The 25,811-nt window shown below is 43.3% G+C and carries 24 protein-coding genes; 12 read left to right on the plus strand and 12 right to left on the minus strand.

The window, feature by feature from the left end:
* Positions 1-143: 143 nt before the first annotated feature.
* Both BAE46_RS04830 and BAE46_RS04835 read left to right on the plus strand, forming a co-directional pair.
* Positions 144-1,142, plus strand: coding sequence for an efflux RND transporter periplasmic adaptor subunit (locus tag BAE46_RS04830; RefSeq protein ID WP_006007057.1), 999 nt, complete (start codon positions 144-146; stop codon positions 1,140-1,142).
* Entirely contained in the window at positions 1,142-4,258 is a 3,117-nt protein-coding gene (locus BAE46_RS04835) for an efflux RND transporter permease subunit (protein ID WP_070111888.1), read from the plus strand. Before BAE46_RS04830 ends, BAE46_RS04835 begins: the two co-directional genes overlap by 1 nt.
* Positions 4,259-4,521: 263 nt before the next feature.
* On the opposite strand, the gene rpoD is transcribed toward BAE46_RS04835, so the two are convergent.
* The 4 genes from rpoD to rpsU form a co-directional block, all read right to left on the minus strand.
* Positions 4,522-6,348, minus strand: coding sequence for an RNA polymerase sigma factor RpoD (gene rpoD / locus BAE46_RS04840; protein WP_040521088.1), 1,827 nt, complete (start codon positions 6,346-6,348; stop codon positions 4,522-4,524).
* Positions 6,349-6,701: 353 nt separating this feature from the next.
* Positions 6,702-8,471 carry a DNA primase gene (gene dnaG / locus BAE46_RS04845; RefSeq protein ID WP_006007051.1) on the minus strand — a complete coding sequence of 590 codons (1,770 nt, stop codon included), beginning with the start codon at positions 8,469-8,471 and terminating at the stop codon, positions 6,702-6,704.
* 23 nt (positions 8,472-8,494) lie between these two features.
* The gene (locus BAE46_RS04850; RefSeq protein ID WP_006007049.1) at positions 8,495-8,938 is read right to left on the minus strand and encodes a GatB/YqeY domain-containing protein; all 444 of its coding nucleotides are present in this window, start codon (positions 8,936-8,938) and stop codon (positions 8,495-8,497) included.
* Between the two features lie 174 nt (positions 8,939-9,112).
* On the minus strand, positions 9,113-9,328 hold the full coding sequence (rpsU, locus tag BAE46_RS04855) for a 30S ribosomal protein S21 (RefSeq protein ID WP_070111889.1): 216 nt from the start codon (positions 9,326-9,328) through the stop codon (positions 9,113-9,115).
* A 394-nt stretch (positions 9,329-9,722) separates the two neighbouring features.
* Between rpsU and tsaD the strand changes: the two genes are divergently transcribed.
* The gene (tsaD, locus tag BAE46_RS04860; protein ID WP_006007045.1) at positions 9,723-10,736 is read left to right on the plus strand and encodes a tRNA (adenosine(37)-N6)-threonylcarbamoyltransferase complex transferase subunit TsaD; all 1,014 of its coding nucleotides are present in this window, start codon (positions 9,723-9,725) and stop codon (positions 10,734-10,736) included.
* A gap of 14 nt (positions 10,737-10,750) precedes the next feature.
* On the opposite strand, the gene plsY is transcribed toward tsaD, so the two are convergent.
* Positions 10,751-11,350, minus strand: a complete 600-nt coding sequence (gene plsY, locus BAE46_RS04865) for a glycerol-3-phosphate 1-O-acyltransferase PlsY (RefSeq protein ID WP_070111890.1) — start codon at positions 11,348-11,350, stop codon at positions 10,751-10,753.
* A gap of 87 nt (positions 11,351-11,437) precedes the next feature.
* Here plsY and folB point away from each other — a divergent pair, with 87 nt between their 5' ends.
* From folB to BAE46_RS04885, 4 genes are all read left to right on the plus strand, one after another.
* The gene (gene folB, locus BAE46_RS04870) at positions 11,438-11,791 is read left to right on the plus strand and encodes a dihydroneopterin aldolase (protein WP_006007041.1); all 354 of its coding nucleotides are present in this window, start codon (positions 11,438-11,440) and stop codon (positions 11,789-11,791) included.
* Positions 11,788-12,315, plus strand: coding sequence for a 2-amino-4-hydroxy-6-hydroxymethyldihydropteridine diphosphokinase (gene folK, locus BAE46_RS04875; RefSeq protein ID WP_040521064.1), 528 nt, complete (start codon positions 11,788-11,790; stop codon positions 12,313-12,315). Before folB ends, folK begins: the two co-directional genes overlap by 4 nt.
* Positions 12,312-13,112 (plus strand): undecaprenyl-diphosphate phosphatase, encoded by an 801-nt coding sequence (locus tag BAE46_RS04880; protein ID WP_006007037.1) that lies wholly within the window; start codon positions 12,312-12,314, stop codon positions 13,110-13,112. The genes folK and BAE46_RS04880 overlap by 4 nt, the downstream gene beginning before the upstream one ends.
* Positions 13,113-13,211: 99 nt before the next feature.
* Positions 13,212-13,574, plus strand: coding sequence for a histidine triad nucleotide-binding protein (locus BAE46_RS04885; RefSeq protein ID WP_006007034.1), 363 nt, complete (start codon positions 13,212-13,214; stop codon positions 13,572-13,574).
* 140 nt (positions 13,575-13,714) lie between these two features.
* Here the strand turns inward: BAE46_RS04885 and nspC are convergent, their stop codons facing one another.
* The 4 genes from nspC to BAE46_RS04905 form a co-directional block, all read right to left on the minus strand.
* Positions 13,715-14,860: a carboxynorspermidine decarboxylase gene (gene nspC, locus BAE46_RS04890; protein ID WP_070111891.1), complete on the minus strand. Its 1,146-nt coding sequence runs from the start codon at positions 14,858-14,860 to the stop codon at positions 13,715-13,717.
* The gene (locus tag BAE46_RS04895) at positions 14,857-16,053 is read right to left on the minus strand and encodes a saccharopine dehydrogenase family protein (protein WP_006006359.1); all 1,197 of its coding nucleotides are present in this window, start codon (positions 16,051-16,053) and stop codon (positions 14,857-14,859) included. Before BAE46_RS04895 ends, nspC begins: the two co-directional genes overlap by 4 nt.
* A 105-nt stretch (positions 16,054-16,158) precedes the next feature.
* On the minus strand, positions 16,159-16,575 hold the full coding sequence (locus BAE46_RS04900) for a hypothetical protein (protein WP_006006360.1): 417 nt from the start codon (positions 16,573-16,575) through the stop codon (positions 16,159-16,161).
* A gap of 105 nt (positions 16,576-16,680) precedes the next feature.
* A complete protein-coding gene (locus BAE46_RS04905) occupies positions 16,681-17,664 on the minus strand; it encodes a 1-aminocyclopropane-1-carboxylate deaminase/D-cysteine desulfhydrase (protein ID WP_006006361.1) in 984 nt (327 codons plus the stop codon).
* Between the two features lie 244 nt (positions 17,665-17,908).
* Between BAE46_RS04905 and BAE46_RS04910 the strand changes: the two genes are divergently transcribed.
* Both BAE46_RS04910 and BAE46_RS04915 read left to right on the plus strand, forming a co-directional pair.
* Complete coding sequence (locus BAE46_RS04910; protein ID WP_083256806.1) at positions 17,909-18,409, plus strand: chalcone isomerase family protein; 501 nt, start codon at positions 17,909-17,911, stop codon at positions 18,407-18,409.
* 10 nt (positions 18,410-18,419) lie between these two features.
* Positions 18,420-18,980: a DUF3833 domain-containing protein gene (locus BAE46_RS04915; protein WP_070111892.1), complete on the plus strand. Its 561-nt coding sequence runs from the start codon at positions 18,420-18,422 to the stop codon at positions 18,978-18,980.
* On the opposite strand, the gene BAE46_RS04920 is transcribed toward BAE46_RS04915, so the two are convergent.
* Both BAE46_RS04920 and BAE46_RS04925 read right to left on the minus strand, forming a co-directional pair.
* Positions 18,961-20,349 (minus strand): HAMP domain-containing sensor histidine kinase, encoded by a 1,389-nt coding sequence (locus tag BAE46_RS04920; protein ID WP_040520942.1) that lies wholly within the window; start codon positions 20,347-20,349, stop codon positions 18,961-18,963. The two genes, BAE46_RS04915 and BAE46_RS04920, sit on opposite strands and share 20 nt — an antisense overlap.
* Before the next feature lie 42 nt (positions 20,350-20,391).
* A complete protein-coding gene (locus tag BAE46_RS04925) occupies positions 20,392-21,063 on the minus strand; it encodes a response regulator transcription factor (RefSeq protein WP_070111893.1) in 672 nt (223 codons plus the stop codon).
* 119 nt (positions 21,064-21,182) lie between these two features.
* Between BAE46_RS04925 and BAE46_RS04930 the strand changes: the two genes are divergently transcribed.
* From BAE46_RS04930 to BAE46_RS04940, 3 genes are all read left to right on the plus strand, one after another.
* Positions 21,183-21,569, plus strand: coding sequence for an MAPEG family protein (locus BAE46_RS04930; protein ID WP_006006366.1), 387 nt, complete (start codon positions 21,183-21,185; stop codon positions 21,567-21,569).
* A 286-nt stretch (positions 21,570-21,855) separates the two neighbouring features.
* On the plus strand, positions 21,856-24,738 hold the full coding sequence (locus tag BAE46_RS04935; protein ID WP_171901007.1) for a M16 family metallopeptidase: 2,883 nt from the start codon (positions 21,856-21,858) through the stop codon (positions 24,736-24,738).
* Positions 24,725-25,237 carry a GNAT family N-acetyltransferase gene (locus tag BAE46_RS04940; RefSeq protein ID WP_006006370.1) on the plus strand — a complete coding sequence of 171 codons (513 nt, stop codon included), beginning with the start codon at positions 24,725-24,727 and terminating at the stop codon, positions 25,235-25,237. Before BAE46_RS04935 ends, BAE46_RS04940 begins: the two co-directional genes overlap by 14 nt.
* A 23-nt stretch (positions 25,238-25,260) precedes the next feature.
* Here BAE46_RS04940 and BAE46_RS04945 read toward each other — a convergent pair whose 3' ends face one another.
* Positions 25,261-25,794 carry a YehS family protein gene (locus tag BAE46_RS04945; RefSeq protein WP_006006372.1) on the minus strand — a complete coding sequence of 178 codons (534 nt, stop codon included), beginning with the start codon at positions 25,792-25,794 and terminating at the stop codon, positions 25,261-25,263.
* Positions 25,795-25,811 lie beyond the last annotated feature (17 nt).

Consider the following 25,811-nt stretch of genomic DNA (forward strand, 5'->3'; position numbering starts at 1 on the left):
TCTAAATTGCCAATAGGCGTTACACAAGCTATTAATTAGTTAACAGCAGGCGAGCCTGTTCATTTGAGAGTGTTATGTTAAGATTTGTAAAGTTATCTCCCCTCCTCATCGGTGTTTTTGTTCTCGTTGGATTTTTGGTTTATATGAACTGGCCTGCTCAAGAAGAACAACCGGGCCAGCTTGGTACAGGTGAAACGCCGGTAGTGGTATACGCGGCCAGCCAGCAACCTTTCCCTATTGTGGTTGAGGCCTTAGGTACAGCAACCGCGAATGAATCAGTAAATATTACTGCGCAGCGCGCACAAACAGTGACTAAAGTATTGTTTGAAGATGGCGATTTAGTAAAGGCCAATCAGCCATTGCTAGAGCTTAGCAACCGAGCTGAAACAGCGCGCTTAAACGAACTTAATATCAATTTGACAGAAGCACGCCGTCAGCTTCAACGTATACAAGGACTGGCCGAGCGAAGCGCAGCGTCGCAGCAATTATTAGATGAACAAGATTCGAAAGTAGAAGCTATCTTAGCGCAGCGTGAGGTGGCCAAAGCTATCTTGCAAGAGCTTGTGGTTTCAGCACCTTTTGGCGGCCGTTTAGGGGTGCGCCAAGTGAGTGTAGGAAGCCTTGTTCGCCCCGGCGATATCGTCACTACACTTGATGACCTAAGTCTTATGAAAGTAGATTTTTCTATTTCTGAAACCCATTTTGCCAGCATTCAAGATGGCCAAAGTGTAGTGTCTACCTCAATTGCTTATCCAGGAGAAATCTTTGTAGGTAAAATAACCAATATAGATTCAAGAATAGATCCTCGCACCCGCTCAATCCAGGTACGTGCGCAAATACCTAACCTCGAGTTAAAGCTGCGTCCGGGCATGCTGCTACAAATGAATTTAGAAAAACGTGTGCTCGATGCTCTAGTGGTGCCAGAAGGTGCAATAGTGCCTGAAGGCGACAGGCAATTTGTGTTTGTGGTTAACGGTGACAACAAAGCCATAAAAACCCAGGTAGAAATTGGCGAGCGCAAGCCTGGTTGGGTCCAAATTGTATCGGGTATTGAAGTGGGCCAAACCGTCATAGTACAGGGGACCTTAAGAGTGCGCGACGGCTCTGGTGTGAAAGTGCTTGATGTTCAGGGAGATGTGTAATGCTACTGTCTGACTTAGCGGTAAAACGGCCCGTGTTTGCGACCGTTGTAAACCTTTTGTTGTTAGTGTTCGGCATTGTCGCAGTTACTTTTTTATCGCTGCGTGAATACCCCGACATAGATCCCCCTATTGTATCAATAAACACCAGTTATCCGGGTGCTTCGGCTGAAATTGTAGAAACCCGAATTACCCAATTACTTGAAGAGCGTATAAGTGGCATTGAAGGTATAAAAAATATTTCTTCGTCTAGCCGCAGTGGACGCTCTAGCATTACCATTGAATTTAACCTTAGCCGTGATATAGACGCCGCCTCCAACGACGTACGCGAGCGAATATCAAGAGCCGCTAATAACCTACCCGACCAAGCTTTTCCACCTGAAGTGGCCAAAACCAATTCAGATGAAGACGTTATTATGTGGTTCAACTTGCGCAGCACTAACTTAAACACTATGGAATTAACCGATTATGCTGATCGCTTCGTTATCGATCGCTTGTCTGTTGCCGACGGTGTAGCGCGGGTTGTTTTAGGTGGCGGACGCACCTACGCCATGAAAGTGTGGTTAGATAGAAACGCAATGGCGGCCCGCGGTATCACCGTGGGCGACGTTGAACGTATTATTCGTTCTGAAAACGTAGAATTACCCGCTGGCCGAGTACAGTCGCAAGAGCGAGATTTTGATGTGCGCGTGGCCCGCAGTTTTTTATCACCCGAAGATTTTGGCAAGCTCACGGTGGCGGCAGGGGTTGACGGTTTTTTGGTTAGGCTGTCAGACGTTGCAGTCGTTGAGTTAGCCGCTGAAGATGACGAAACCGATTTTAGAGGTGATGGCGTAAATATGATTGGCTTAGGGATTGTTAAACAATCCAAAGCCAATACTCTTGAAGTGGCGAAGTCGGCGAGCGCGGCCATAGCCGAAATAGAAAAAACACTGCCTGATAATATTTTTATTGTAAACAGCTACGATTCGTCTGTATTTATCGCTGAATCGATAAGTGAAGTTTATAACACCCTAGCCATCGCCATGTTTATGGTTGTCGTGGTTATTTACTTATTCTTAGGGAATATCCGCGCTACGTTAATTCCTGCTGTCACAGTACCTGTATCATTAGTGGCTGCTTTTATTGTGATGTTTACCATGGGTTTTTCTATCAATTTACTCACGCTGCTAGCATTGGTATTGGCAATAGGCTTGGTGGTAGACGATGCAATAGTGGTATTGGAAAATATTTACCGGCGTATTGAAATGGGCGAAGAGCCTATCTTAGCAGCCTACAGAGGCGCGCGCGAAGTAGGTTTTGCAGTCATAGCAACAACGCTTGTGCTTATTTCGGTGTTTGTGCCTTTAGTCTTTTTAGAGGGTAACATAGGCCGTTTGTTCAGCGAGTTTGCAATAGCCATTGCCGCAGCCGTCGCGTTTTCAAGTTTTACCGCGCTAACCTTGTCGCCAATGTTAGCCTCTAAAATACTTAAAAAACGTGAACGTACTTCGGGTTTTGGGGTGTTTGTAGACACCAACTTTAAACGCTTAGAGGAGCGTTACTATAAGTCTCTTGGTACAACCATGAAACAGCCCTTTGTTATGTTGTTATTGATCGTGGCCAGTATTGCGGTTGTTGTTCAGCTACAAAGCAAAATTCCAGAAGAATTTGTACCACGTGAAGACCGCGGCAATTTCTTTATAATTATGCAGGCTCAAGAAGGCGCCAGTTATGAAAGCAACTCGCGTAACCTCAAGCAAATCGAAGATATTCTCCTGCCGTACAGAGACACAGGCGAAGTGACTAGGGTACTCATACGTACGCCTGGCTTTGGAGGCGGCGCAGGTATTGCCATTGTAGGTATGGCTGATTGGGAGACTAGAGAGCGTTCTACTTTTGAACTAATGAATGAAGTAAGTGGTAAATTATCCCAGTTACCTGATGTGCGGGCCTTTGCTATTATGCGTTCGGCATTAGGCGGCGGCGGTTTAGGCCGACCCGTTCAGTTTGTACTGCAGGGGAACACTTACGAAGAGCTTGTGCAGTGGCGAGATATTTTAATAGATAAAGCGTCTGAGAATCCTAATTTACTGCGAATAGATTCAGACTACAAAGAAACCTCGCCGCAACTGCTGGTGCAAATTGATCGTGAGCGCGCTGCCGATTTAGGCGTCTCAATTTCCGAAATAGGGCGCACGCTAGAGACTATGTTGGGCCAGCGTCGCGTGTCGACGTTTTTGGACAGAGGCCAAGAGTATGACGTTATTTTAGAAGGTCGCGACGGCGATTTTCGAAGCCCCAGTAGCATAGACAACATATTTGTGCGAAGTGATCGCAGTGGTCAGCTAATTCCGCTCGACAATCTGCTCAACGTGACCGAGCAAGCGACTTCAAATACCTTAAATAGATACAACAGAATGCGCGCGGTTACGATAAGTGCAAACTTAGCTGACGGCTACACTGTAGGAGAGGCCTTAAGCTTTTTAGAAAATATAGTGGCTACCGAGCTACCCGCTGAAGTGTCGATTGACTACAAAGGCGAGTCTCAGCTTTATCAAGAGTCGGGTTCTTCGTTTGTGTTTATTTTCGCGTTAGCCTTAGCAATTACGTACTTAGTGCTAGCCGCACAGTTTGAAAGTTGGGTGCATCCTTTGGTAATAATGCTCACGGTGCCGTTAGCGCTCGTTGGCGCTTATTTGGGCCTATACTTAACCGGGTTTTCAATTAATATCTACAGCCAAATTGGCTTGGTAATGCTGATAGGATTAGCGGCTAAGAATGGTATCTTAATTGTAGAGTTTACCAATCAACTGCGCGACGCAGGGACCGAGTTTGAAGAAGCCATTAAAAAAGCCTCTATGATGCGCTTACGCCCCATTGTCATGACAGCCTTCACTACCTTGTTCAGTGCATTGCCCTTGGTGCTCGCCACAGGCCCCGGTGCTGAGTCACGCGCGGTAATTGGCACCGTTATTTTTTCGGGTGTTTTGTTCAGTGTATTTATGACGCTATTTATTGTACCTACCGCTTATTCTTACTTAGCGCGTAATACAGGTTCGCCCTTAAAGCGTACGAAGCAGCTAGAGCAGCTCACGCAAGAAGTGCCGAATGATAAAGGCCCAAGTAAGCAGCTATAATAGAAAATAAAAAAGTAAATAAAAAAGGGGCAGTGTTGATCTGCAATACATTTGTGGCACGTTAATACTGGTTCCTTTTTTTTGAATAACATAAAGGCTACGAAAAACGATTATACTTTCAAAAATTTAGTATAGTAAAGTGGCATTACAACATCAATAGCACCTGAACTGCCGACAGAGCCAATCAATTTAATTCATCGTTCATCTGCAAAAAAAAAGCCAGAACACTGTTCTGGCTTTTTTACTTGTAAGGGTATAACGCTCTAATCGTCTAAGAAACTCTTGAGTTGCTCAGAGCGGCTAGGGTGGCGAAGCTTTCTTAATGCTTTAGCTTCTATTTGGCGAATTCTTTCACGCGTTACATCAAACTGTTTGCCTACTTCTTCTAGCGTATGGTCGGTGTTCATATCGATACCAAAGCGCATGCGCAGTACTTTGGCTTCACGAGCAGTTAAACCCGCTAGTACTTCCTGCGTTGCGTCTTTAAGGCTACCGCCCGTGGCGGAGTCTAAAGGCTGCGTAATAGTCACATCTTCAATGAAGTCACCTAAGTGAGAGTCTTCATCATCGCCAATAGGCGTTTCCATTGAAATTGGTTCTTTTGCAATCTTTAATACTTTGCGGATCTTATCTTCTGGCATCACCATGCGTTCAGAGAGTTCTTCAGGCGTTGGCTCACGCCCCATCTCTTGTAGCATTTGACGAGAGATACGATTTAGTTTGTTAATCGTTTCAATCATATGCACCGGAATACGGATGGTGCGTGCTTGGTCGGCAATAGAGCGTGTAATAGCCTGCCTGATCCACCACGTGGCGTAAGTAGAAAACTTATAACCACGACGATATTCAAATTTATCAACCGCTTTCATCAAGCCGATATTGCCTTCTTGGATTAAATCTAAGAACTGTAAGCCACGGTTTGTGTATTTCTTGGCAATTGAGATTACTAATCGCAGGTTAGCTTCAACCATTTCTTTTTTAGCACGGCGCGCTTTTGCTTCGCCAATCGACATGCGGCGATTGATGTCTTTGATGTCTGGAATAACCAAACCCGTTTCTTTTTCAACCGCGTTCATTTTACTGACGCAGCGCTCAATCTCTTCTTTAAACTCAAGTACGCGTTCTACATAGTCTTGCTTGCCTTCAAGTAACTTGTGTAGCCACTTGGTAGAAGTTTCGTTGCCGGCGAAGGCTTTAATAAAATCTTTTCTGGGCATTTTTGCGTTTATGACGCAGTACTTCATCACTAAGCGTTCTTGAATACGCACGCGATCCATCATGCCGCGCATGTTTTTGACCATGCGGTCGAACTGCTTAGGTATTAGGCGAAACTCTTTGAATACATCGCTTAGTGCAGCAATTTCTTTGCGCGCAGCTTTGTGAGAACGACCCTTTGATTCAATGACGTCGCGGGCAATGCCGTACTGAACGCGAAGGGCCGCAAACTTTTCGCGTGCTAGCTCAGGATCAACAGAATTGTCGACTTCTTCGTCTTCTTCGTCATCGTCATCATTGTTATCTTTGTTTCGATCGCTATCGGCTAATTCAGAGCCGACATTGGTAGCGGACGGTGCTACATCGTCTTCGTTAGGATCGATAAAGCCAATGATGATGTCGCTTAGTCTAATTTCTTCCGCTTCGTAAAGGTCCCATTGGTCAAGCAAGTAGGTAATTGCCTCAGGGTACTCAGCAACGGAGCACTGCACCTGATTAATGCCTTCTTCTATGCGCTTGGCAATTTCTATTTCGCCTTCACGTGTTAATAGCTCTACCGTGCCCATCTCACGCATGTACATGCGAACCGGGTCGGTTGTTCGGCCAATTTCGCTCTCGACGGTTGCAAGGGCCTGCGCTGCAGCTTCAGCGGCATCTTCGTCGGTGGTGGTTTCTTGCATTAATAATTCATCGGCATCGGGTGCTTGTTCAAACACCTTGATCCCCATGTCGTTTATCATGCGAATAATATCTTCAATTTGGTCTGAATCCACTACATTAGCGGGAAGATGGTCGTTGACTTCGGCAAAGGTTAAGTAACCTTGTTCTTTACCCTTGGCAATCAGGAGTTTTATCTGGGACTGCTTACTTTGCACATTATACCTTAAACGTAGTTGACCTTGAACATGGCTGCTCATTGGCCTTGTTAACTTACGCCTGTTTTATTAATTTTCAGTAACAATAATACCAAATGCTACTACAACGTGGTATTTTCGAAAAGTAACAAAACAAACTTGCTATATTTCCATAAACTCTAACTCGCCACTTTAGCATATGTTGGGCTAGTTATTCCACTATAAATGAATACTAAGACAGCCGTGTAAAGTTCACTATAAGTTTCATATTGTGAAATACTTCTATGTAGTGATCTAAGGCATTCGTGTTTTGAAAACACGTCCCGTGAAGGTCTGTATATATGTATGCATTTCGCTTTAGTAAATAATGACGCTCAACTATCGGTGGCTAAAAGTAATGCAGTTATTTCCTTCACTTCGTCCTGCGTTAGTAGTTCAAACTCCTGTTTCGCCATTAACTCATCGAGCCTTGCGTTAACCTGCCATTTGACCAGCGTTGAGAAACATGCAATATACTCAGCTTCCAAATCTATGTTATCTTCAATAGGCGCTGAAAATAACTTACTTAAATGATGTATGTGAGGGTGCTCTCTAAAAGCCTCAAATAATGAGGCAGTGTTAGCGTTAGGCACGCGCAAACAGTAGTCGTATATTTCAAGCAGCATACTAAGCCCTGAAATTTTATCAACGCTTAATGAGTGTGGGTTAACAATGTCCACGCTGCTGGCCAAACGAGGTGATTCAAGCAGCAGTCTTATTATCATTCGTAATGGCGAAAGCACAATATTTGCAGGCGATTTGTAATCAGTACGCTTTATTTTGCGATGCTTGTTAGCATGCTTGGTGTCCGCATCGTAGTCGTGCCCATCGCCTTCTTTACAGACTTTTTTTAACTGTGCCATCATCATTGTGCGCTGGTTTTCGCCTAAAATTTGTTTTATCAGAGGCATAGCTTCGGCTTTCAAAGCTGCCATGCCTTCAATAGAGGCAATAGAATGTTTTTTAATTAAAGCATCAAAAAAGAAGCCTGACAAAGGCTTCGCTTCACTAATCAGCGTTTCAAACGCTTCTTTGCCTATCTTTCTTACCATTGAATCGGGGTCTTCGCCGTCTGGGAGAAACAAAAACTTCATGATCTTACCGTCTTGTAAAAAAGGCAGGGCGTTTTCAAGTGCACGCCACGCGGCTTCACGCCCGGCGCGATCACCGTCATAGCAACATACCACTTCGCTAGTCGACTTAAACAAGGTTTGGATGTGGTCAGGCGTGGTAGCCGTACCTAGTGCCGCGACTGAATAATCAATGCCAAACTGTGATAGTGCGACCACATCCATATAACCTTCAACCACCATTAAGCGCTCAAGTTTGCGATTGGCTTGGCGGCTTTGATACAAGCCGTAAAGCTCATAGCTTTTATGAAAGATGCGCGTTTCAGGCGAGTTTAAGTATTTGGGTCCCTCGTCATCTATAATACGCCCGCCAAAGGCGACTACTCTGCCGCGTTTGTCATGAATGGGAAACATGACGCGATGGCGAAAAAAATCATAGCGGCGTTTGTTATCATTTTGGTTAACGACTTTTAGGGCTAACAAGCGTTCTACTGCGGGTGCATCATTGCCAAATTTACTTAGCAGTGCGTCCCACTCTTGGGGCGCGTAGCCTATTCCCCAATGCTTAACAACTTTGCCGCTTAAGCCCCTGTTTTTTAAATAATCAATAATTTGCGGCGCGTTTTTATGATGCTTTAGCTGATATTCAAAATATCGCGCCACTTTGCCCATAAGCTCGTAGTCTTGTTCGCGTTCGTTGCGCTGTTCTTGTGATTTTAAGGGCGTACCGCCTTTTTCGCGGGGCACCTCTAGGCCATACTGCTTGGCTAAATCCTCAACCGCTTCAACAAAATCTAAGCGTTCATACTCCATAATGAAGCTAATAGCATTGCCCTTAGCGCCGCAGCCAAAGCAATAATAAAATTGTTTTTCTTGAGAAACTGAGAAAGAGGGGGTTTTTTCATTGTGAAATGGGCAGCAGGCCTGATAGTTACGGCCTGCTTTTTTGAGTTTTACACGGCTGTCAACAATCTCGACTATATCGCTGCGCGCGATCAGATCGTCAATAAAGCTTGAAGGAATGCGCCCGGCCATATTACCCGCTTACCCTGTATTAGCTAGTTGAGTTTAGACTTTATGATACTGCTAACTGCGCCCATGTCGGCTCTACCTTGTAACTGGGGTTTTACCACGCCCATTACTTTGCCCATATCTTTAATACTGCTGGCACTGGTGCTTACAATGGCGGCGTCTACAATGGCATTGACTTCATCAGCGCCAAGCTGCGCTGGTAAAAAGCGTTGAACCACCTCTATTTCTTGCCTTTCTATTTGCGCCAAGTCTTCACGATTGCCTGTTACAAACATGGCAATTGACTCTTGGCGCTGTTTGACCATTTTGGTTAAGATCTGCAAAATATCAGTGTCGTTTAACTCAATGCGCTCATCTACTTCACGTTGTTTGACTGCCGCAAGTGCCATTCTAATGGTTCCCAAGGAAAGTTTGTCCTTACTGCGCATGGCGTCTTTTTGTGCTTCTTTGAGTTCGTTTAGTAGTGACATAGTCGTGTCCTGTTGTTGAGTTAAATGAAGTATAGCATTGCTATGATACAAAGCTGCATGCGACCTAAGGCTCTACCGTTATTTACAATATTAACGACTTTTATAATACTCGTAAACTAAAACGGGCGTCTAATTTAGACGCCCGTTTTTTTAATCAATTCATATGTGTATTAATCAATACAACTTAATGCGACGAGCATTCTCACGCGCTAACTTTTTCATGTGACGCTTCTTGGCAGCAGCTTTCTTACGCTTGCGTTCCCAAGTCGGTTTCTCAAAATACTCACGACGACGTACTTCAGACAATACACCGGCTTTTTCACATGAACGTTTGAATCGTCTTAGTGCGATGTCAAACGGTTCGTTATCTCTTACTTTCACAATTGGCATGTTAAATATTCACCTTTGAAATTAAATCATCCGGGCGCGTATGGTTAACATTAAAATAACCACTCTTCAATTTAGAGACCCGGGCTAAAAATTGGTGCGAAATAGTACTGTTTATTTAAAACTTTGTAAAGCCTAAAACATGAAATTTATGGAATAAACAGGGCTTTTTAGCGCTTGTGTAGTACTTATATGGCTAGTTCAACGGTAAATTAAATAAGGTGTCTATATTCACGTGTGTATTGATGTACTTTTTCTGCCCATGTAAAGCATAAAAGATATACCAAAACGCAATCAAATAAGGCTAAAATTAACAGCCTAAACTTACGCTAGAAGACAGTTTACACTATACTATGCGGTATATCTTTTACTATTAACAAAAGGCAGCTCTTTTTTTATGAAAGTACTTGGCATTGAAACTTCTTGCGACGAAACCGGTATTGCAATATACGATAATGAAACAGGTCTGTTAGCGCATAAACTTTACAGCCAAGTAAAGCTACACGCTGACTACGGCGGTGTAGTGCCTGAATTAGCGTCACGTGATCACGTACGTAAAATTGTACCGCTGGTCACAGCCACGCTTGCACAAGCTAATTTAAGCGCTAAAGATATTGGTGGCATCGCCTACACTCGTGGTCCTGGCTTAATTGGCGCGCTTTTGGTGGGCTCGTCCATGGCGAAATCGTTGGCCTATGCTTGGCAAGTACCGGCCTTAGGCGTGCATCATATGGAAGGGCATTTGTTAGCCCCAATGTTAGATGAGCCAAAGCCACCGTTTCCATTTTTGTCGTTGCTTGTTTCAGGAGGCCACAGTATGTTGGTAAACGTACAGGGGCTTGGTCGCTATGAAGTGCTTGGTGAATCAGTAGACGACGCCGCGGGTGAGGCTTTTGATAAAACGGCTAAGCTACTTGGTCTTGATTATCCGGGCGGGCCTTTATTAGCTAAACTAGCAGAGCAAGGTCATACGGGTATTTACAAGTTCCCAAGGCCCATGACCGATAAGCCAGGCCTTAATATGAGTTTTAGTGGTCTAAAAACGTTTGTCGCTAACACCATAAAAAGTGAGCCGTGTGATATGCAAACGCGTGCCAATATCGCTTATGCATTTCAAGAAGCGGTAGTTGACACTTTACTTATAAAATGTCGCCGGGCGCTCGCGCAAACAGGCCTTAAACGCATTGTAATGGCCGGTGGTGTCGCGGCTAATAAAATGCTGCGCGATGAATTTGCGAAGGCGAGTAAAACGGATGGTTTTGAAGTGTATTATCCAAGTTTTGAATATTGTACCGACAACGGCGCTATGATTGCTTATGCTGGCTGTATGCGCTTAGCCGCAGGCGAAAGCACGGCGCTTGACAGTAAAGCAATGCCGCGCTGGTCGCTGGAGACGCTAAGCGCTGTATAGCGATATGCTATATGTTATTTTTTGCTACTGTGCTTGCGTATTTTTTCTTCCGACTTGCTTAAAATACGCGCTATATTATTTTTGTGCTTAATTATAATTAAACAGCATAGTATGGCCACCGCAAGGGTATACTGGGGCTTAAAAAGGTAGGCGTACACAGGTGCCAGAATAAGTGTTGCAATCGCGGCGATGGATGAAATTCTAGTAATCGCAAAAACGATAATCCACGTGCTTAGTACGCATAAAGCCAGCCAGCTGTTTAACGGCATTATTGCACCTAATGCCGTAGCAACGGCCTTACCGCCTTTAAACGAAAAGAAAATGGGGTACATGTGCCCAAGACAAGTGCTTATTGCGATAATGCTCAGCACCATAGGTTCATAGCCGAATAAAAAGCCTATGTACACCGGAACAGTGCCTTTTAGCACATCAAAAACAAGCACGGCAGTCGCTGCTTTTTTACCCGCTACCCTTAGTACGTTAGTTGCGCCAGGGTTACCTGAGCCTTGTTTGCGTATATCTTTATCGACAAATAGCCTTGTTACGAGTACCGCACTTGAAATCGAGCCAAGCAAATATGCCCCAACAATATGCAAAACGACCCATGTAGTCATGTACTTAACCTATGAGGTTGGATACACTATGCGCCAATATTAAAGCTACCAAGGGTTGCGCGCAGCGTAATCGACTAAAGTGTGTGAATGGACAAAGTGTATATAAAGGGGCTTCAACTGTATACCCTAATTGGGGTTTACGACTTTGAACGCCTTGCCAAGCAGCGAGTTATCATCGATATAGAGCTGCAGACTTGCTTAGCCCAAGCCGGTCAAAGCGACAACGTAAATGACACCTTAGACTATGGCAAAATTGCAGGCAGACTGGCCGATATTGCCGACACTGCCAGCTATAAACTACTTGAAGCCTTAGGTGAGCACATGGCTAAAATGCTCTTAGATGAGTTTACCGCGCAGTCTGTTTGTCTTACTATCAACAAGCCCGACATTCTCGATAATGTGACTGCTGTAGGCATACAAATTGTCCGAAATCGGGCATGAGTGATGCATCTATGCAGCATGAAATTCTTATTAGCGTAGGCTCTAATGTTGAAAAGGAGCATAACACCACGCTAGGAATACAGGCCATGCAGAATAGCTTTGGCAAGCTGGTGTTATCCACAGTCTTTGAAAGTGAATCGGTTGGTTTTAACGGCAACAACTTTTATAACTTAGTCGTGCTGGCACGTACTTCGTTGTCCATCAAATGCGTTTGTCAGCGCTTAAAAGCCATTGAAGATAAACAAGGCAGAACACGCGACATAAAGTTTGGCAATCGAACGCTTGATCTAGATTTGCTGACCTTTGACAGCGTCATCACCAGCACGCCAATAAAATTACCGCGCGGCGAAATTGAATATAATGCCTTTGTGCTGCAGCCTATGGCCGAAATTGTGCCGAATCATATTCATCCTACCACGCAAAAATCTTACCTTATTTTGTGGTCTGAGTTTTTATTACATAGCAAAAATAAACATCAGCGATTGTGGCCGTCGGGCTTTACATACAAAGGACAAGCGCAGTGACTATTTATGAAATAATTGTTCTAGCCATTATTCAAGGATTGACTGAGTTTTTACCTATTTCAAGCTCTGCGCATCTTATTTTACCAGCAGAAATTTTAGGCTGGCGTAATCAAGGCCTAGCCTTTGACGTGGCTGTGCATTTAGGTAGCTTGCTGGCGGTTATGATTTATTTTCGCGAAGATATTTGGCGCTTAGCCTTGGCTTGGCTTAACCATGGTTTTAGTAAAACGCAAAGCACCGACTCGCGCCTCGCTTGGTGGGTAATCATCGGCACTATTCCAGCCGGTTTTTTTGGCTTTTTAATGAAAGACTGGATTGAGCTAAATGCGCGCTCAGCCCTTGTTATTGCCATTACAACTATCGTGTTTGGCCTGCTGCTATGGTATGCCGACATAAAGGCAAAGCAAACTAAAACTACCGTTCACATCACCTTTAAAGACACTGTGCTTATTGGTATCGCACAAGCACTTGCCATTATTCCTGGTACATCTCGCTCTGGTATAACGATGACTGCTGGTTTACTGTTAGGTTTAAACCGCGAAAGTGCCGCTCGATTTTCGTTTTTACTCTCTATCCCCATTATTTTAGCCGCGGGCTTGTTCGCTACCATAGACCTATTAGCCCTTAAAACGCAAGTTGACTGGAGCGCGTTATTTTATGGTGCTGGCTTTTCTTTTGTTGCCGCTTATTTATGCATCTATTTATTTTTAAGCTGGATTGCCAGAATAGGCATGTTACCTTTTGTGATATATCGATTAATTTTAGGTACAGTGCTGCTCTACATTGTGTATAGTTAAATTTATTAGTGCTTAATATTATCCAAATATTTTTAAAATCTCTTATGTAAGACCTACGCCAGTTTGGCGCGAATTAAACGGAAAATAAAGGATAGAAACATGGCTACAATCTTTACAAAAATTATTGAAAAAGAAATTTCAGCCGACATTTTATTTGAAGATGAACGTGTGCTTGCTTTTCGTGATATCAATCCGCAGGCACCTATTCATTTTCTCGTTATCCCAAAGAAGCCTATCGCCACTGCTAATGACATTAGTCAAGAAGATGAGGCGCTTGTTGGCTATATGCATCGTGTTGCAGCAAAAGTAGCAAAAGATCTTGGGGCAGATAAACACGGATTTAGAACCGTTATGAATTGCAATGAGCACGGTGGACAAACTGTTTATCATATTCATCTGCATGTATTAGCAGGTAAGCCCTTAGGCTGGCCTCCTTATACCGAAAATCTAAAAGTGAACTAAATAGTCATTAAGCATTGTCAATTATACCTAGCTTGACTCATGTAAGCTTCCTAATGAACCGCCGTGATCCACTATGCGAAAATAAAAAGCTCAAGCTCTTAAAAACTTGGGCTTTCTTGTATTTTAAGATTAGCGCTATTTTATGAAAGCCTATTTTTAAAATCTTCATACGTGAAAGTCTTCACAAGTTTGAACTCACCGCTGCTTTGTAATATTCCGATAGCGGGATGTTCTACGCCATTAAAAAACGTTGTTTTTACCATAGTATAATGCAACATATCTTCGAAAATAAGCCTGTCGCCCGCTTTCAAGGGTTGGTCAAAGCTATAGTCATCGATAACATCACCCGCTAAACACGAATTACCGCCTAACTTGTAAGTGTATGCCTTTTCGTTTGGCAAGCCTGAACCATAAACAGCCGGTCGATAGGGCATCTCGAGTACGTCGGGCATGTGTCCCGTAGCGGAAATATCTAAAATAGCTATTTTCTGGCCGTTCTCAACAATGTCGACGACTTCAGCTATTAGAGGACCAGCCTGCCAAGCAACTGCCGAACCCGGCTCCATAATAATACGCAGATTAGGATACTTCACTTTAAACGCCTTAAGCGTGCTAATTAAGTGTTCAAGGTCATAATTAGCGCCGGTCATAAGGTGTCCACCGCCTAAATTAAACCATTTTAAAGTGGGCAAATATTGCCCAAATTTATCTTCAATCGCTTCAAGCGTACGCTGGGTGGCGAAAGAGTCAGACTCGCACAAGTTATGCACATGAAAACCTTCAATGCCACTTATGTCGACGCCATTTAACTGCTCTGCCAAAATGCCTAAGCGCGAACCTGGGGCACAAGGATCGTATAAAGGTGTGTGAGCTTCTTGGTTTTCAGGGTTTATACGCAGACCAGGCGATACACTGCTTGCCAATAGCTGGTCTTTATACTGTTGCCACTGGCTTATGCTATTAAATGAAATGTGTTCGCATAAGCCTATGAGTTCGTCCATATCTTGCGGTTTATAAGCCGGTGAATAGGCGTGAACCTCTTTCCCCATTTCATATTTGGCCAGCTTAGCTTCCCAAACTGAGCTTGCGGTGGCGCCTTGTAAGTACTCACTAACAATGCTGAAAGTTGACCACATTGAAAACCCTTTAAGTGCAAGAATAATGTCTACGCCGGCGCGCTGCTGTACGTCTTGCATAAGTACCAAATTGGCGCGCAGTTTGTCCTCTTCACACACAAAACAGGGGCTGGGGATATTCTTATCTACAAACAAAGAGTGTCGGTTCATTTAAATGGGCTCTCACATTTTATAACATGCCAGGCTAGACCGTGTTCATTCAGCATGTCCATAAAGGGGTCTGGATCAAATTGTTCCATGTTCCATACGCCTGGTTTATGCCACGTTTTATTTAACATTAAGGCTGCACCAATCATGGCAGGAACGCCTGTAGTGTAGGATACAGCTTGCGCACCGACTTCTTCATAGCATGCGCTGTGACTGCAGTTGTTATAAATAAAGATGGTCTTTTCTTGCCCGTCCTTAATACCCGTAACGTAGGTACCAATGCAGGTTTGGCCGGTGTAACCTTGTGCTAATGAGCCTGGGTTTGGCAGCACCGCTTTTAAAAACTCTAAAGGCACAATTTGCTGACCCTGAAAATCGATAGGCGTAATGCTGGTCATGCCGATACCTTCGAGCACTTTTAAATGATTCAGGTATGCGTCGCCAAAGGTCATCCAAAAACGCGCGCGCTTTAGGCTAGGAAAATGCTTCACAATAGACTCTAGTTCTTCATGAAACATTAAATACGACGCTCTTACACCAATGTTTTGATAATCGAGATCTTCGCGCACACTCAAAGGTGGCGTTTCTTTCCATTCTCCATTCTCAAAATATTTGCCTACTTGCGTAATCTCACGAATATTGATTTCAGGATTGAAGTTGGTTGCAAAGGCTTGGCCGTGATCGCCACCGTTACAATCAACAATATCTAAATAATGTATTTCATCAAAATAATGTTTCGCAGCATAGGCGGTATATACATTTGTAACGCCCGGGTCAAAGCCACTGCCAAGTAAGGCCATAATGCCAGCTTCTTTGAAGCGGTCCTGATAAGCCCATTGCCATGAGTATTCAAACTTAGCGACGTCTTTGGGTTCATAGTTGGCGGTGTCTAAATAGTCAGTTTTAGTGGCTAGGCAGGCGTCCATAATGGGCAAGTCTTGGTAAGGTAAAGCTAAGTTAACGACTAAGTCGGGCTGCACTTTTTGAATAAGCGCAGTGACTTGCGCGGCGCTGTCTGCATCAACTGCAAACACCGCTTTAACACGGTCAATGCCGACTTCTTTTTGGAGTGCTTCGCATTTCGAAATGGTCCTGCTAGCTAAATAAATTTCGTCAAACAGCTCTGGTAAACGAGCACATTTTTTGACTGTCACAGAGGCCACGCCGCCCGCGCCAATAATTAATACTTTTGACATATTAGAATTCCTTAAAAACAGTAACGTTTTGATAGTATAATAATGTAGATACTATCAATTTTTGCCGGATAATACGAGGTGATGGACACGCTGACAAGTGTCGATTTAGTCTGGAAAGTCACAGGTACAGGGCTGGCTTATTTTTATACCGCTTTTAACGCGTGTGAATGGATACAGTGTAATGGTGTTATGGCCTTGGGAGTCGGTGATTGTTAGTATTAGCGCGTCTGTATCAGGTATGCTTGACTGCTTAATGTCAGCCGCGTAAACCAGCACACTTGCATAGCGCGGCTCAATATTTTTATGCGCTTGAATTTGTGCTTGGAGTGATTCAATCATTGCGCCGTGAGCGAGTTGGCCCTCGTCATTTGCAAATATACTGTGTATTTCATTATTGGCACAAATTAGCGCAAACGGATAGAGCATATCGCTGCGCAATAACATGGACTCGCAAAAGTCTAAAGCACTGCTAATCATGTGCGCTAAGGGTAAGTGCTGCTGTAAAATAAAGCGCTCTTTCATTCCGAATTGCCTAATTGATTGACCATGCAATAGTTAACGCCAACCTTGTGTTAAAAGTTCAGTTTTCTTTTTTCAGGGTGTTTTAGTGCAGAAATGAATGCACTATTAAGTGGAACTATTTTTGTTGGCTGGCAAAGACCGAGCACCCTGCAAACCGCCTGTGTGTAAAATAAGAACTTTACTATTAGATGGGAAATAATCAGCGCTTAGCAAGGCGTTTAAGGCATAAAAGCACTTACCCGAATAAATAGGCTCGATGGCAAGTGGTCTAAGTCTGTTTTGATCTGCGTAAAACTGATTGAATTCACTCACATATTGTCTTAAAGATGCACTTGTCTTGGCATATCCTCCGTGATGATAGTCGTGCAATATTTTCCACTCTTTTCGCTGATAGCTAGGGGTTGATGAGGCAAGCAGACCGTTTACTAAATCTTCTAAATAACCTTCTCCGTTTAATACACCAACGCCGATAATTTTAACGTGAGGTAGCGTCTCATTTAAGACTAAGCCTGCTAAGGTTCCTGCACTTGCTACGGGCAGTATAATATGAGTAATATCAGGAGCCTGAGTTTCTAATTCCGTCATTATTGCGCCAACACCAACGATGCTTTTTGCATGTGAGCCGCCTTCAGGAATTAGATAATCTGCGTTTAATTGCTGGCGTAACAATTGGCAATACTGCGCGCTTGTTTTATTTTTATATTCAATTTTTGACACAAAGTGTAAGTGCGTACCCCACCGCTGCAGGTCTTGTAAGGTAGGAGTAAGCCGCTTGCTATAGTCGCCTCTTACTACTGCTGTAAAATTTATATTTAATGCTGCACAGGCATACCCTAGTGCATGTAAATGATTAGAGTAAGCGCCACCAAAGCTGGCAACATGCTGATATTGCTGTTGGCTAATAGTGGTAAGTGCCGCGCTTAGCTTGCGCCATTTATTACCAGACATAATAGGATGGATTAAGTCATCTCGCTTAACGAGTACTGAAATTTTGCTTGAAAGTGATGTTTTATCGGCATTTCTTTCATCGATAATAAAGGGTCCTGCTATATCTTCAACCGGCGAAGGCAAGCGTATGTTTAAATCCATTTTCGCTCTTTAATAAATCTGTCAGCGCTTATACTGACTATATTTTGATTACAAGACGTATACATAAATTAGGAAATAGCATATTAACAAGGTAAACATGCATAATGCACCGCTTACAGTGTTGATTACACAAACTTAATAATCTAAAGCTAAATGATATACGTTTTACATATTATCTGTTTTCATCTTAGGCAAAATATTAATGCTACCTTCAATTATCAAAAGGGCCATGGCGGTCCTCTTTATGTTAAATTTTTTATCTTTTAACGCAGGCGCACAAGTATCGCCTGTTGCTTTACAAGCGCATTTTGATGCGCCAGCGTTAGTAGGAAAGGCTCGCTTAAAAGTCATTTTTTGGGATATATACGATGCGTCCCTTATCGCACCTCAGGGAACCTTTGAGGAAAATAAACCTTTTGCGCTGGAGCTTAAGTATTTGCGCGATTTCAAAGGCAAAGAAATAGCCAGCAGGTCAGTTGACGAAATGCGTGATTTAGGTATGAATGATGAGGTAAGATTGGCAAAATGGTATCAAGAAATGCAGGACATTTTCCCAAACGTCAAAGAAGGTGAGATGATAACCGGTGTGGTAGATGCCGAAAATGTTAGCCATTTCTACCTTAACGAGACGCCGCTGGGCAAAGTTCATGACAAAGAATTTAGCATATGGTTTTTTGATATATGGCTGTCTGAAGAAACATCTGAGCCCGAGATGAGACGACAGCTCCTAGGTCTAGTAAAATAAAGAGGTAACAATGAAACAGTCTTCATACATCCGTCCCTTGTATAAATTATTTACGGCAGTCGCTACTGTTTTCTTATTTGCGGGCTGCTCTATATCAATAGACGGCGAAAACTACACATCGCAAGAGCCAAAGTTTGAATTAGAAGCATTTTTTGACGGCAAGGTAACGGCATGGGGAATTGTCCAAAATCGCTCTGGCGAGATTGTGCAGCGTTTTGTTGTTGACATTGACGGAAGTATCCAAGATGGCGCGTTAATCTTAGATGAAACCTTTACCTACGGCATGGGCGATGGACCAACAAAGCGAATCTGGACCATTACCAAAAATGCAAATGGTACTTATATAGGCAATGCAGGCGACATAGTAGGAGAAGCCAAAGGTATTGCCTATGGCAACGCCTTTAATTTTGCCTACGAGATGGACCTAGACGTTGACGGCACCACTTACCGCGTTAATTTCGACGATTGGTTTTGGGCGATGGATGGCAACAATATGATGAACAGGTCGTATATCAAAAAATTTGGGATTGTTATGGCCGAGGTCACCATATTTATGCAGAAACAAGACTAAACGCGCAGCGCAATCCACTTTGCGGTGGAATGTGCGAATTTTCGAACCATATTTTACCGCCGTGAAGTGACACAATCGCGCTCACTAGTGCAAGTCCTAAGCCATTTCCATTAGTGGTGCGGCTGTCGTCCTCTCGGTAAAAGCGCTGGGTTAAGTTCACAATGTTTTCTTCACTTACGCCAAGTCCAGAGTCGTCTACACTAAATACTACGGCAACGTCTTGCTGTTTAAGTTCAACGGCAATCTGACCATTTTCTGGTGTAAATTTAATGGCGTTGTCTAATACGTTAGCAAAAGACTGGAATAATAAATCTTTATCGCCTACAAATAGCAAAATAATGTCAGTTTCAAAGGTCAGGGTGATATTTTTTGCTTCCACCAATGGAGAATATAAATCAACTGCGTCACCCAAAATTTCGTCTAACATTATGTTTGAAAAGCCCGATATTTTGTTGCTGTTTTCTATATCACTAATACGTAAAAGTGAGTTGAAAATGCCGTGCAGATTATCGCATTCCTCAATAAGTTCAGCGCGTTCTTTACTGTCTTTTAAATCTTCTATGTGTCCTTTCAAACGGGTTAATGGCGTGCGCAGATCGTGTGCAATGTTATCTGAAACTGATGTAATGGCCTTTACCGACGACTCTATTTTATCGAGCAGTTGATTAAGCACTAGAGCAAGCTTACTTAAGTCGTCCCACTGCGACTCAATATACAAACGATCACTTAAATTGCCGGTGGTGATTATATCTCCGGCGGTATCGGCTATATTATTGATTCGACTTACCACATAATAAGACACCCCTAAGCTGGTGATAGCGATTACAAAAACGATGACTATCAGAACCCAAGACGAGGTTTGCGCGAGCGCAACTGCAAACTCAATGTCTTGTAAACTGCGGGCAACTAACAGGCTATCGCCATTCGTAAATTCAATAACCATTGCCATGGCTCGCTCTTTTTGGGCCATAGCAGGGTTACCTTGTTGGCTGTACTTTTGCCCTAAAGACACTTGAATGTCGAGTACGCCATTGCTAAAAAGGGCTATGTTTTCACTTGGCCATTGGGCTAAATTACCGGCTAGGTAGGTGCTATTTTTATCTTTAAAATAGTATAAAAAATCGTTGGCTTTATTACTAATACGTTCGTCAATAGCCTGTTCTACAGCTTGACGGCCTGAGCCGTTGTAGAGGCTTCGAAAGCCTCCTAAGTCGGCTTGAATCGCAGCTTGGGTTTCGCGTACTAATAAGTCATCGCTGGCCACGGTTAGCGTGTAAGTGTTAAAGCCTACGCCCGCCATTAACAAAATAATGAAGAAAACGCTGACCACAAAACTGGAGCTTTTCGTATAGTCGGAGATGGCTCGCACGGTGTCTTTCCTGTTTAATGGGCATTTTGAAAGGCTAGCTAATTAACGGTTGTTAATCATGTAACCAGCGCCGCGAATAGTTTCAATCATAGGATAATCGAAGCCCTTGTCTATTTTATTGCGTAGCCTACTAATATGTACGTCAATGACATTGGTTTGCGGGTCAAAATTGTACTCCCATACTTTTTCAAGCAGCATGGTACGTGTGACAATTTTACCAGGATTGTGCATCAAATATTCTAGCAGTTTGAACTCTTTTGACTGCAAGTCTATTACTTTGCCTTCACGCGTTACCTTGCGGTTAATCAAATCTAGGTCAAGTTCACCTAAGGTTAAATTAGTATTACTTAAGGGTGCATTGCGAGAAGCCAAAATTTCGATACGGGCTAATAGTTCTTCAAAGGCGAAGGGCTTAGTTAAATAGTCTTCAGCGCCCGCGCGCAGGCCTTTTACTTTATCTTCAACCTTATTTTTTGCGCTCAATATAAGCGTTGGTGTTATTACACCTTGGCTCCTATAGCTGTTAAGAACCTCTATTCCGTCCATTTGTGGCAGCATGCGATCCAAAATAATAACGTCATATTGTTTTGACGTAGCGAAACTCAAGCCATCTTTACCGTTGTCTGCATGTTCACAGCTATGACCACTCTCACTTAGTCCTTTTTGGATCAATCTTGCTACGGTGGGTTCGTCTTCTACTAATAATATATTCATTGGTAAAACTCAGTCAAGATAGTATCCTTTTTCAGGTTAAATTACTGTAGTGTGCATGCTTCATATAGCTACGGTGCATTTTGTGTAGCTAGATTAGTCAGTAAAAATAAGGAGATCAAGTGTTTATCATTATTATATGTGTTGCAGCGGTGATATTCATGCCCATGGTTGCAAAAGTGCCCTTGGCTTTTGCTATGTCAAGGCAAGGTAAATACGACAATATGCATCCACGTCAGCAGCAGGCTAACCTAGAAGGCTTAGGGGCTAGAGCACTTGCGGCGCACCAAAACTGCTATGAAGCCATTGCTTATTTTGCACCAACAATTTTGTTGGTATTAGCACTAGATGCTCAAAATGCGAATACTGGGGCATGGTGTGTTGCCTTTGTCGTGCTTCGGCTTGTTTATATTGCGCTTTATTGTGCTAATTTACATATTTTGCGCAGCTTAGCGTGGGCGCTGTCAATGGCAACCCTTGTTCCTCATTACTGGTTGCTGCTGAGCTAGCGTGTGTTGGTTTACACTTTGTTTATCTGATGTGAATAAGGTCTTCTGCTTTTTCATTCTCAAAAAAGTGAAAATAACATATTATGTGCGTCCACATTAAAATAGGTCTTTATAGATGCTACTGAGCTTTTCCAATGATAAATGCGTGCTAAACAGTCATGCTTACAACGGCCTTTGTGTCAGCAAAACACGATTTCTAAGTGCCAAATTGCTGCTGATTTTCTGCCTTTGTGCTTTTCTTTTTGCGTGTGAATCGGCTAAAAACGTCACCATAGCAAGTGTGCCAGTGGCAAGTGACACAAGCATAAGGGCTGTGCAGCAACTTTCTAATGTTTTGCCCGTTGATGAAAATATAGTAAAGGGAACCCTTGGCAATGGTCTTAATTACCTTATTCGTGAAAATGCAAAACCGGAAAATTTCGCTGAGTTAAGGCTAGTCGTAAAAACTGGTTCTATATTTGAAGATGATAGTCAGCAGGGGTTTGCGCACTTTGCTGAGCATATGGCGTTTAACGGCACGCAAGACTTCCAAGAACAAGAAATTATTGAATTTGTAGAGTCTATTGGTATGCGCTTTGGCGCTCATTTAAACGCTAGCACCAGCTTTGATAACACCATTTATAAGCTGCGAGTACCCACCGATAATCCTGAGCTTATTGAAAAGGCGATACATATACTCGAAAATTGGGCGCACAAAGTTACCTTTGACCCTACTGCCATAGACCAAGAGCGCGGGGTTGTGCTTGAAGAATGGCGCTCGCGTAAAGGGGTAGGCGAGCGTATCGCTAAACAGCAGTGGCCGGTTATGTTTGCAGGCACTAATTATGCGAGTCGTCTACCTATTGGCACGCAGGAAATAATTACCTTTGGTAAGCATGAAGACCTTATTCGCTTTTATAATACGTGGTACCGGCCCGACCTAATGTCGGTTGTGGCGGTGGGTGATTTTGATGCGGCAGTAATTCAAGGTTTAATTGAAAAGTACTTTGGGGATATTAAGCGGCCAAAGACGCCCGTTGTTGTGCCCGCACAATACTTGGACGTTTATGACTCTGCGGTATTTAATGTGTTTACAGATGAGGAGCTTAGCGGCATAACGCTCTCGAGTTCGTGGCGAAACACGAAGCCATTCGCTGCGTTTACTACGCAAACACAGTATAAACAACAGGTGATTAAAAATTTGTTGAATGGGGTGTTAAGCAAGCGTTTAAGTGACTTGGCGCTTGACACAAGCAGTCCCTTTACAGGCGCGCTTATAGGCTCCAATCAAACAATACCAACGTCGGAAGAATTTTTCTTTAGAGCCAGTGTTAAACCTGAGCAAACCAAGGCGGCATTTACGCGCTTGCTAACGGAAGTAAAGCGCGTAGTTGACCATGGCATAAGCGAGCAAGAGCTTGCGACCGAAAAAAGATTGTATTTGGAATGGTTTGAAAGTGCTCTTGAGAGCCAAAACACCCTAAGCCACTCGGCATATTTAGGCGGATACGTGGAGTACTTCTTAAACGAAGGCCCCATTACTAGCTTAGCGCAAGACTATGTCTTATCTAAAGTGTTTATAGATGAAATTATCTTGGCTGATTTGCAGGCGCAAATGATTGAGTGGGCCGCCCATCAAAATGCTGTGGTATTTTTAACTGCGCCTACCAATATGTTAAGTGAACTGCCTAATGAAGATGAATTAGCGCAAATTTGGCAGCAGGTGCAAAGCGTCCCTACTCAGGTTTTAGCCGATAAAGAGCAGGTGTCTGTGCTTATGCGCGAGCTGCCTAAGGCTGGCAGCGTGCTGTCTAAAAGACGTATTGAAAAGTGGGATGCGCATGAATGGGTATTATCAAATGGCATAAAGATCATCCTAAAACCCACTCCCTTTAAAGAAAACGCAATACAGTTTGCCGCCATCAGTGACGGCGGATATGCCCTTGTAGATGACGAAACCTACTTACGCTCGTTTGGGCTTATGAACAGCCTTGATTTTATGGGCTTAGGTGAATTAAACACGGAGCAGCTTGCCCAGTTTTCGCGTGAAAAACGTTTTTCAGTCAACCCGAACATTAGTACTTACAGTGAAAGTATGCGCGGAGGCAGCAATAAAGAAGACTTAATGTACATGATGCAAAGCATTTATTTGCGCTTTACAGCGCCGGTTAAAGATCTTGAGCGCTTTGAATGGTTGAAAGAAACATACAGACCTCAGCTAGAAAATAAGTACAACAGCTCTAGTGCACAGTTTTATGCGGCAATACAGTCTAAAACACAGTCGGATAATCCGCGCAACGTTGAGTTTGATGTGGGCATGCTCGACCAGCAAAATTTAGACACCATTTACACTGTCTACAAACAGCGATTTGCAAACTCCAGTGACTTCACCTTCATTTTTGTAGGCGATATTAACTTAGATGACATGGATGCTTATTTGTCGACTTACGTAGCGAGCTTACCCACCACTAGCGTCAAAGATCCGCGCAACAAACTGCCTGACTACGCCCTTCGCGGTGACTATCAAATTCATATGGAAAAAGGCACTGAAGACAAAGCCACGGTAATTATGAGTTTGTTTGGTGATGCAGTGTGGACGTATCAGAATCAAATGACAATGTCTGCCCTTAACGCTGCTTTAGAAAAAGACTTAAGGCTTCGTTTACGCGAGGACTTAGCTGGGGTTTATTCGGTGAGCGTGCGCGCCAGATTGAGTCGCTGGCCTTATGAAAACTATAGTATAAACGTGAGCTTTACCTGTGATCCGCAGCGAGTGGATGAACTTTATGAAGAAGTAAACGCCATATTTGCAAGCTTTGTTGATGGTAATATTGATGAACAGGCAATAGACAACTTCAAAACACAGGCAAAAACCAGTCGTGAAAAAAATCTAAAAGAAAACGGGTTTTGGTTAAACTACATGCTGAATCACTATACGCCCTTCATGCCTCTGCCAATAGATGATTATAAGGCCTTGGTTGACAGTGTTACCTTAGCGGCGGTAAAAGAGGCTGCAAAGCAATATTTGGTGACGGACAATCGTTTATATGCCACGTTAAAGCCACAGCCTAGCGGCTCGGAGCTTGATGAGCTTAATAATGCTGAGTTTGATGCTGTTGTGGCCGATGTTGTTGAGGTTGATGAGGCTAACGCTAGTGATGCCAAGGTAAAGACGCATGCAGAAAAGTAGCAAAGATATAATCACCTTCATCGACTATACACCAGCCTTGGCTCATCATTTTGGCGCAATAAACAAACAGTGGATAGACGACATGTTTGTGCTTGAAGAGATCGACAAAAAGGTGCTCAACGAGCCCCAGCACTACATTATTGATAAGGGTGGAAAAATATGGTTTGCGCAGCATCCTAAGCACAAAGTAGTAGGCACTTGTGCATTTATCAGTAAAGGCGAAGGTGTCTTTGAGCTTACCAAAATGGGGGTCTTGTCACCAGTGCGCGGTTTGAAAGTAGGTGAAAAGCTACTGCATCACGTCATTGATCAAGCCTTGAGCATGAAAGTAAAAACGCTATTTTTGCTAACCAATGCAAAGTGTGAAGCCGCTATTCACCTGTACGAAAAAAATGGCTTTGTACACAGCACAGAAATTATGCAAACCTACGGCCAGAGCTACGAAAGATGCAACGTGGCCATGAAGTACGTAGGGTACGGAAAAATAATAAAGCGGTAGATTGGCGCGCCTAACAAAGCGCCTTATTTTTTGTTTTTCGCATCGGGTCTGTATTTAATTACCATGCCTTGCAAGAAATTACGAAGCATTTGGTCTTGGCAGGGGCGGTAGCTTCTATGATCAGTATTTCTAAACAAAGCCGTTAACTCGCTTTTACCCACATTAAATTCAGCTAGGCGTAAAATAGCCATCATGTCTTCCTCGCGGTAGCTCATGGCAATTCTGATTTTACGCAAAATGTCATTGTTTGAAAGCCTGTCGCTGCCGCTAAGTACTTTTATTGGTTTCGCATTTGGGTTGTCTTGCTTACCGCGTCTTTTAATAATAAGGCCATCTAAAAACAGCGCTAACACTTTATCGCGACAAGGTATAAAACCTGTTTCTTCTTCTTTTTTCATCATGCCGTGCAAATATTCTTCTTCCATCTTGTAATCAACAAGCTTGAATATGCTAATAGTGGCGTTATCGTCTAAGGACAAGGCAAATCTAAGACGGCGTAAAACACTGTTGAAAAAGGCGTTGTAGTCTGCTGCTTTTGGAAGTTCGGTAGAGGACATGTAAAGTCTTTTGTAAA

The sequence above is a fragment of the Glaciecola punicea genome (genome assembly GCF_001756615.1).
Taxonomy (GTDB): Bacteria; Pseudomonadota; Gammaproteobacteria; order Enterobacterales; family Alteromonadaceae; genus Glaciecola; species Glaciecola punicea.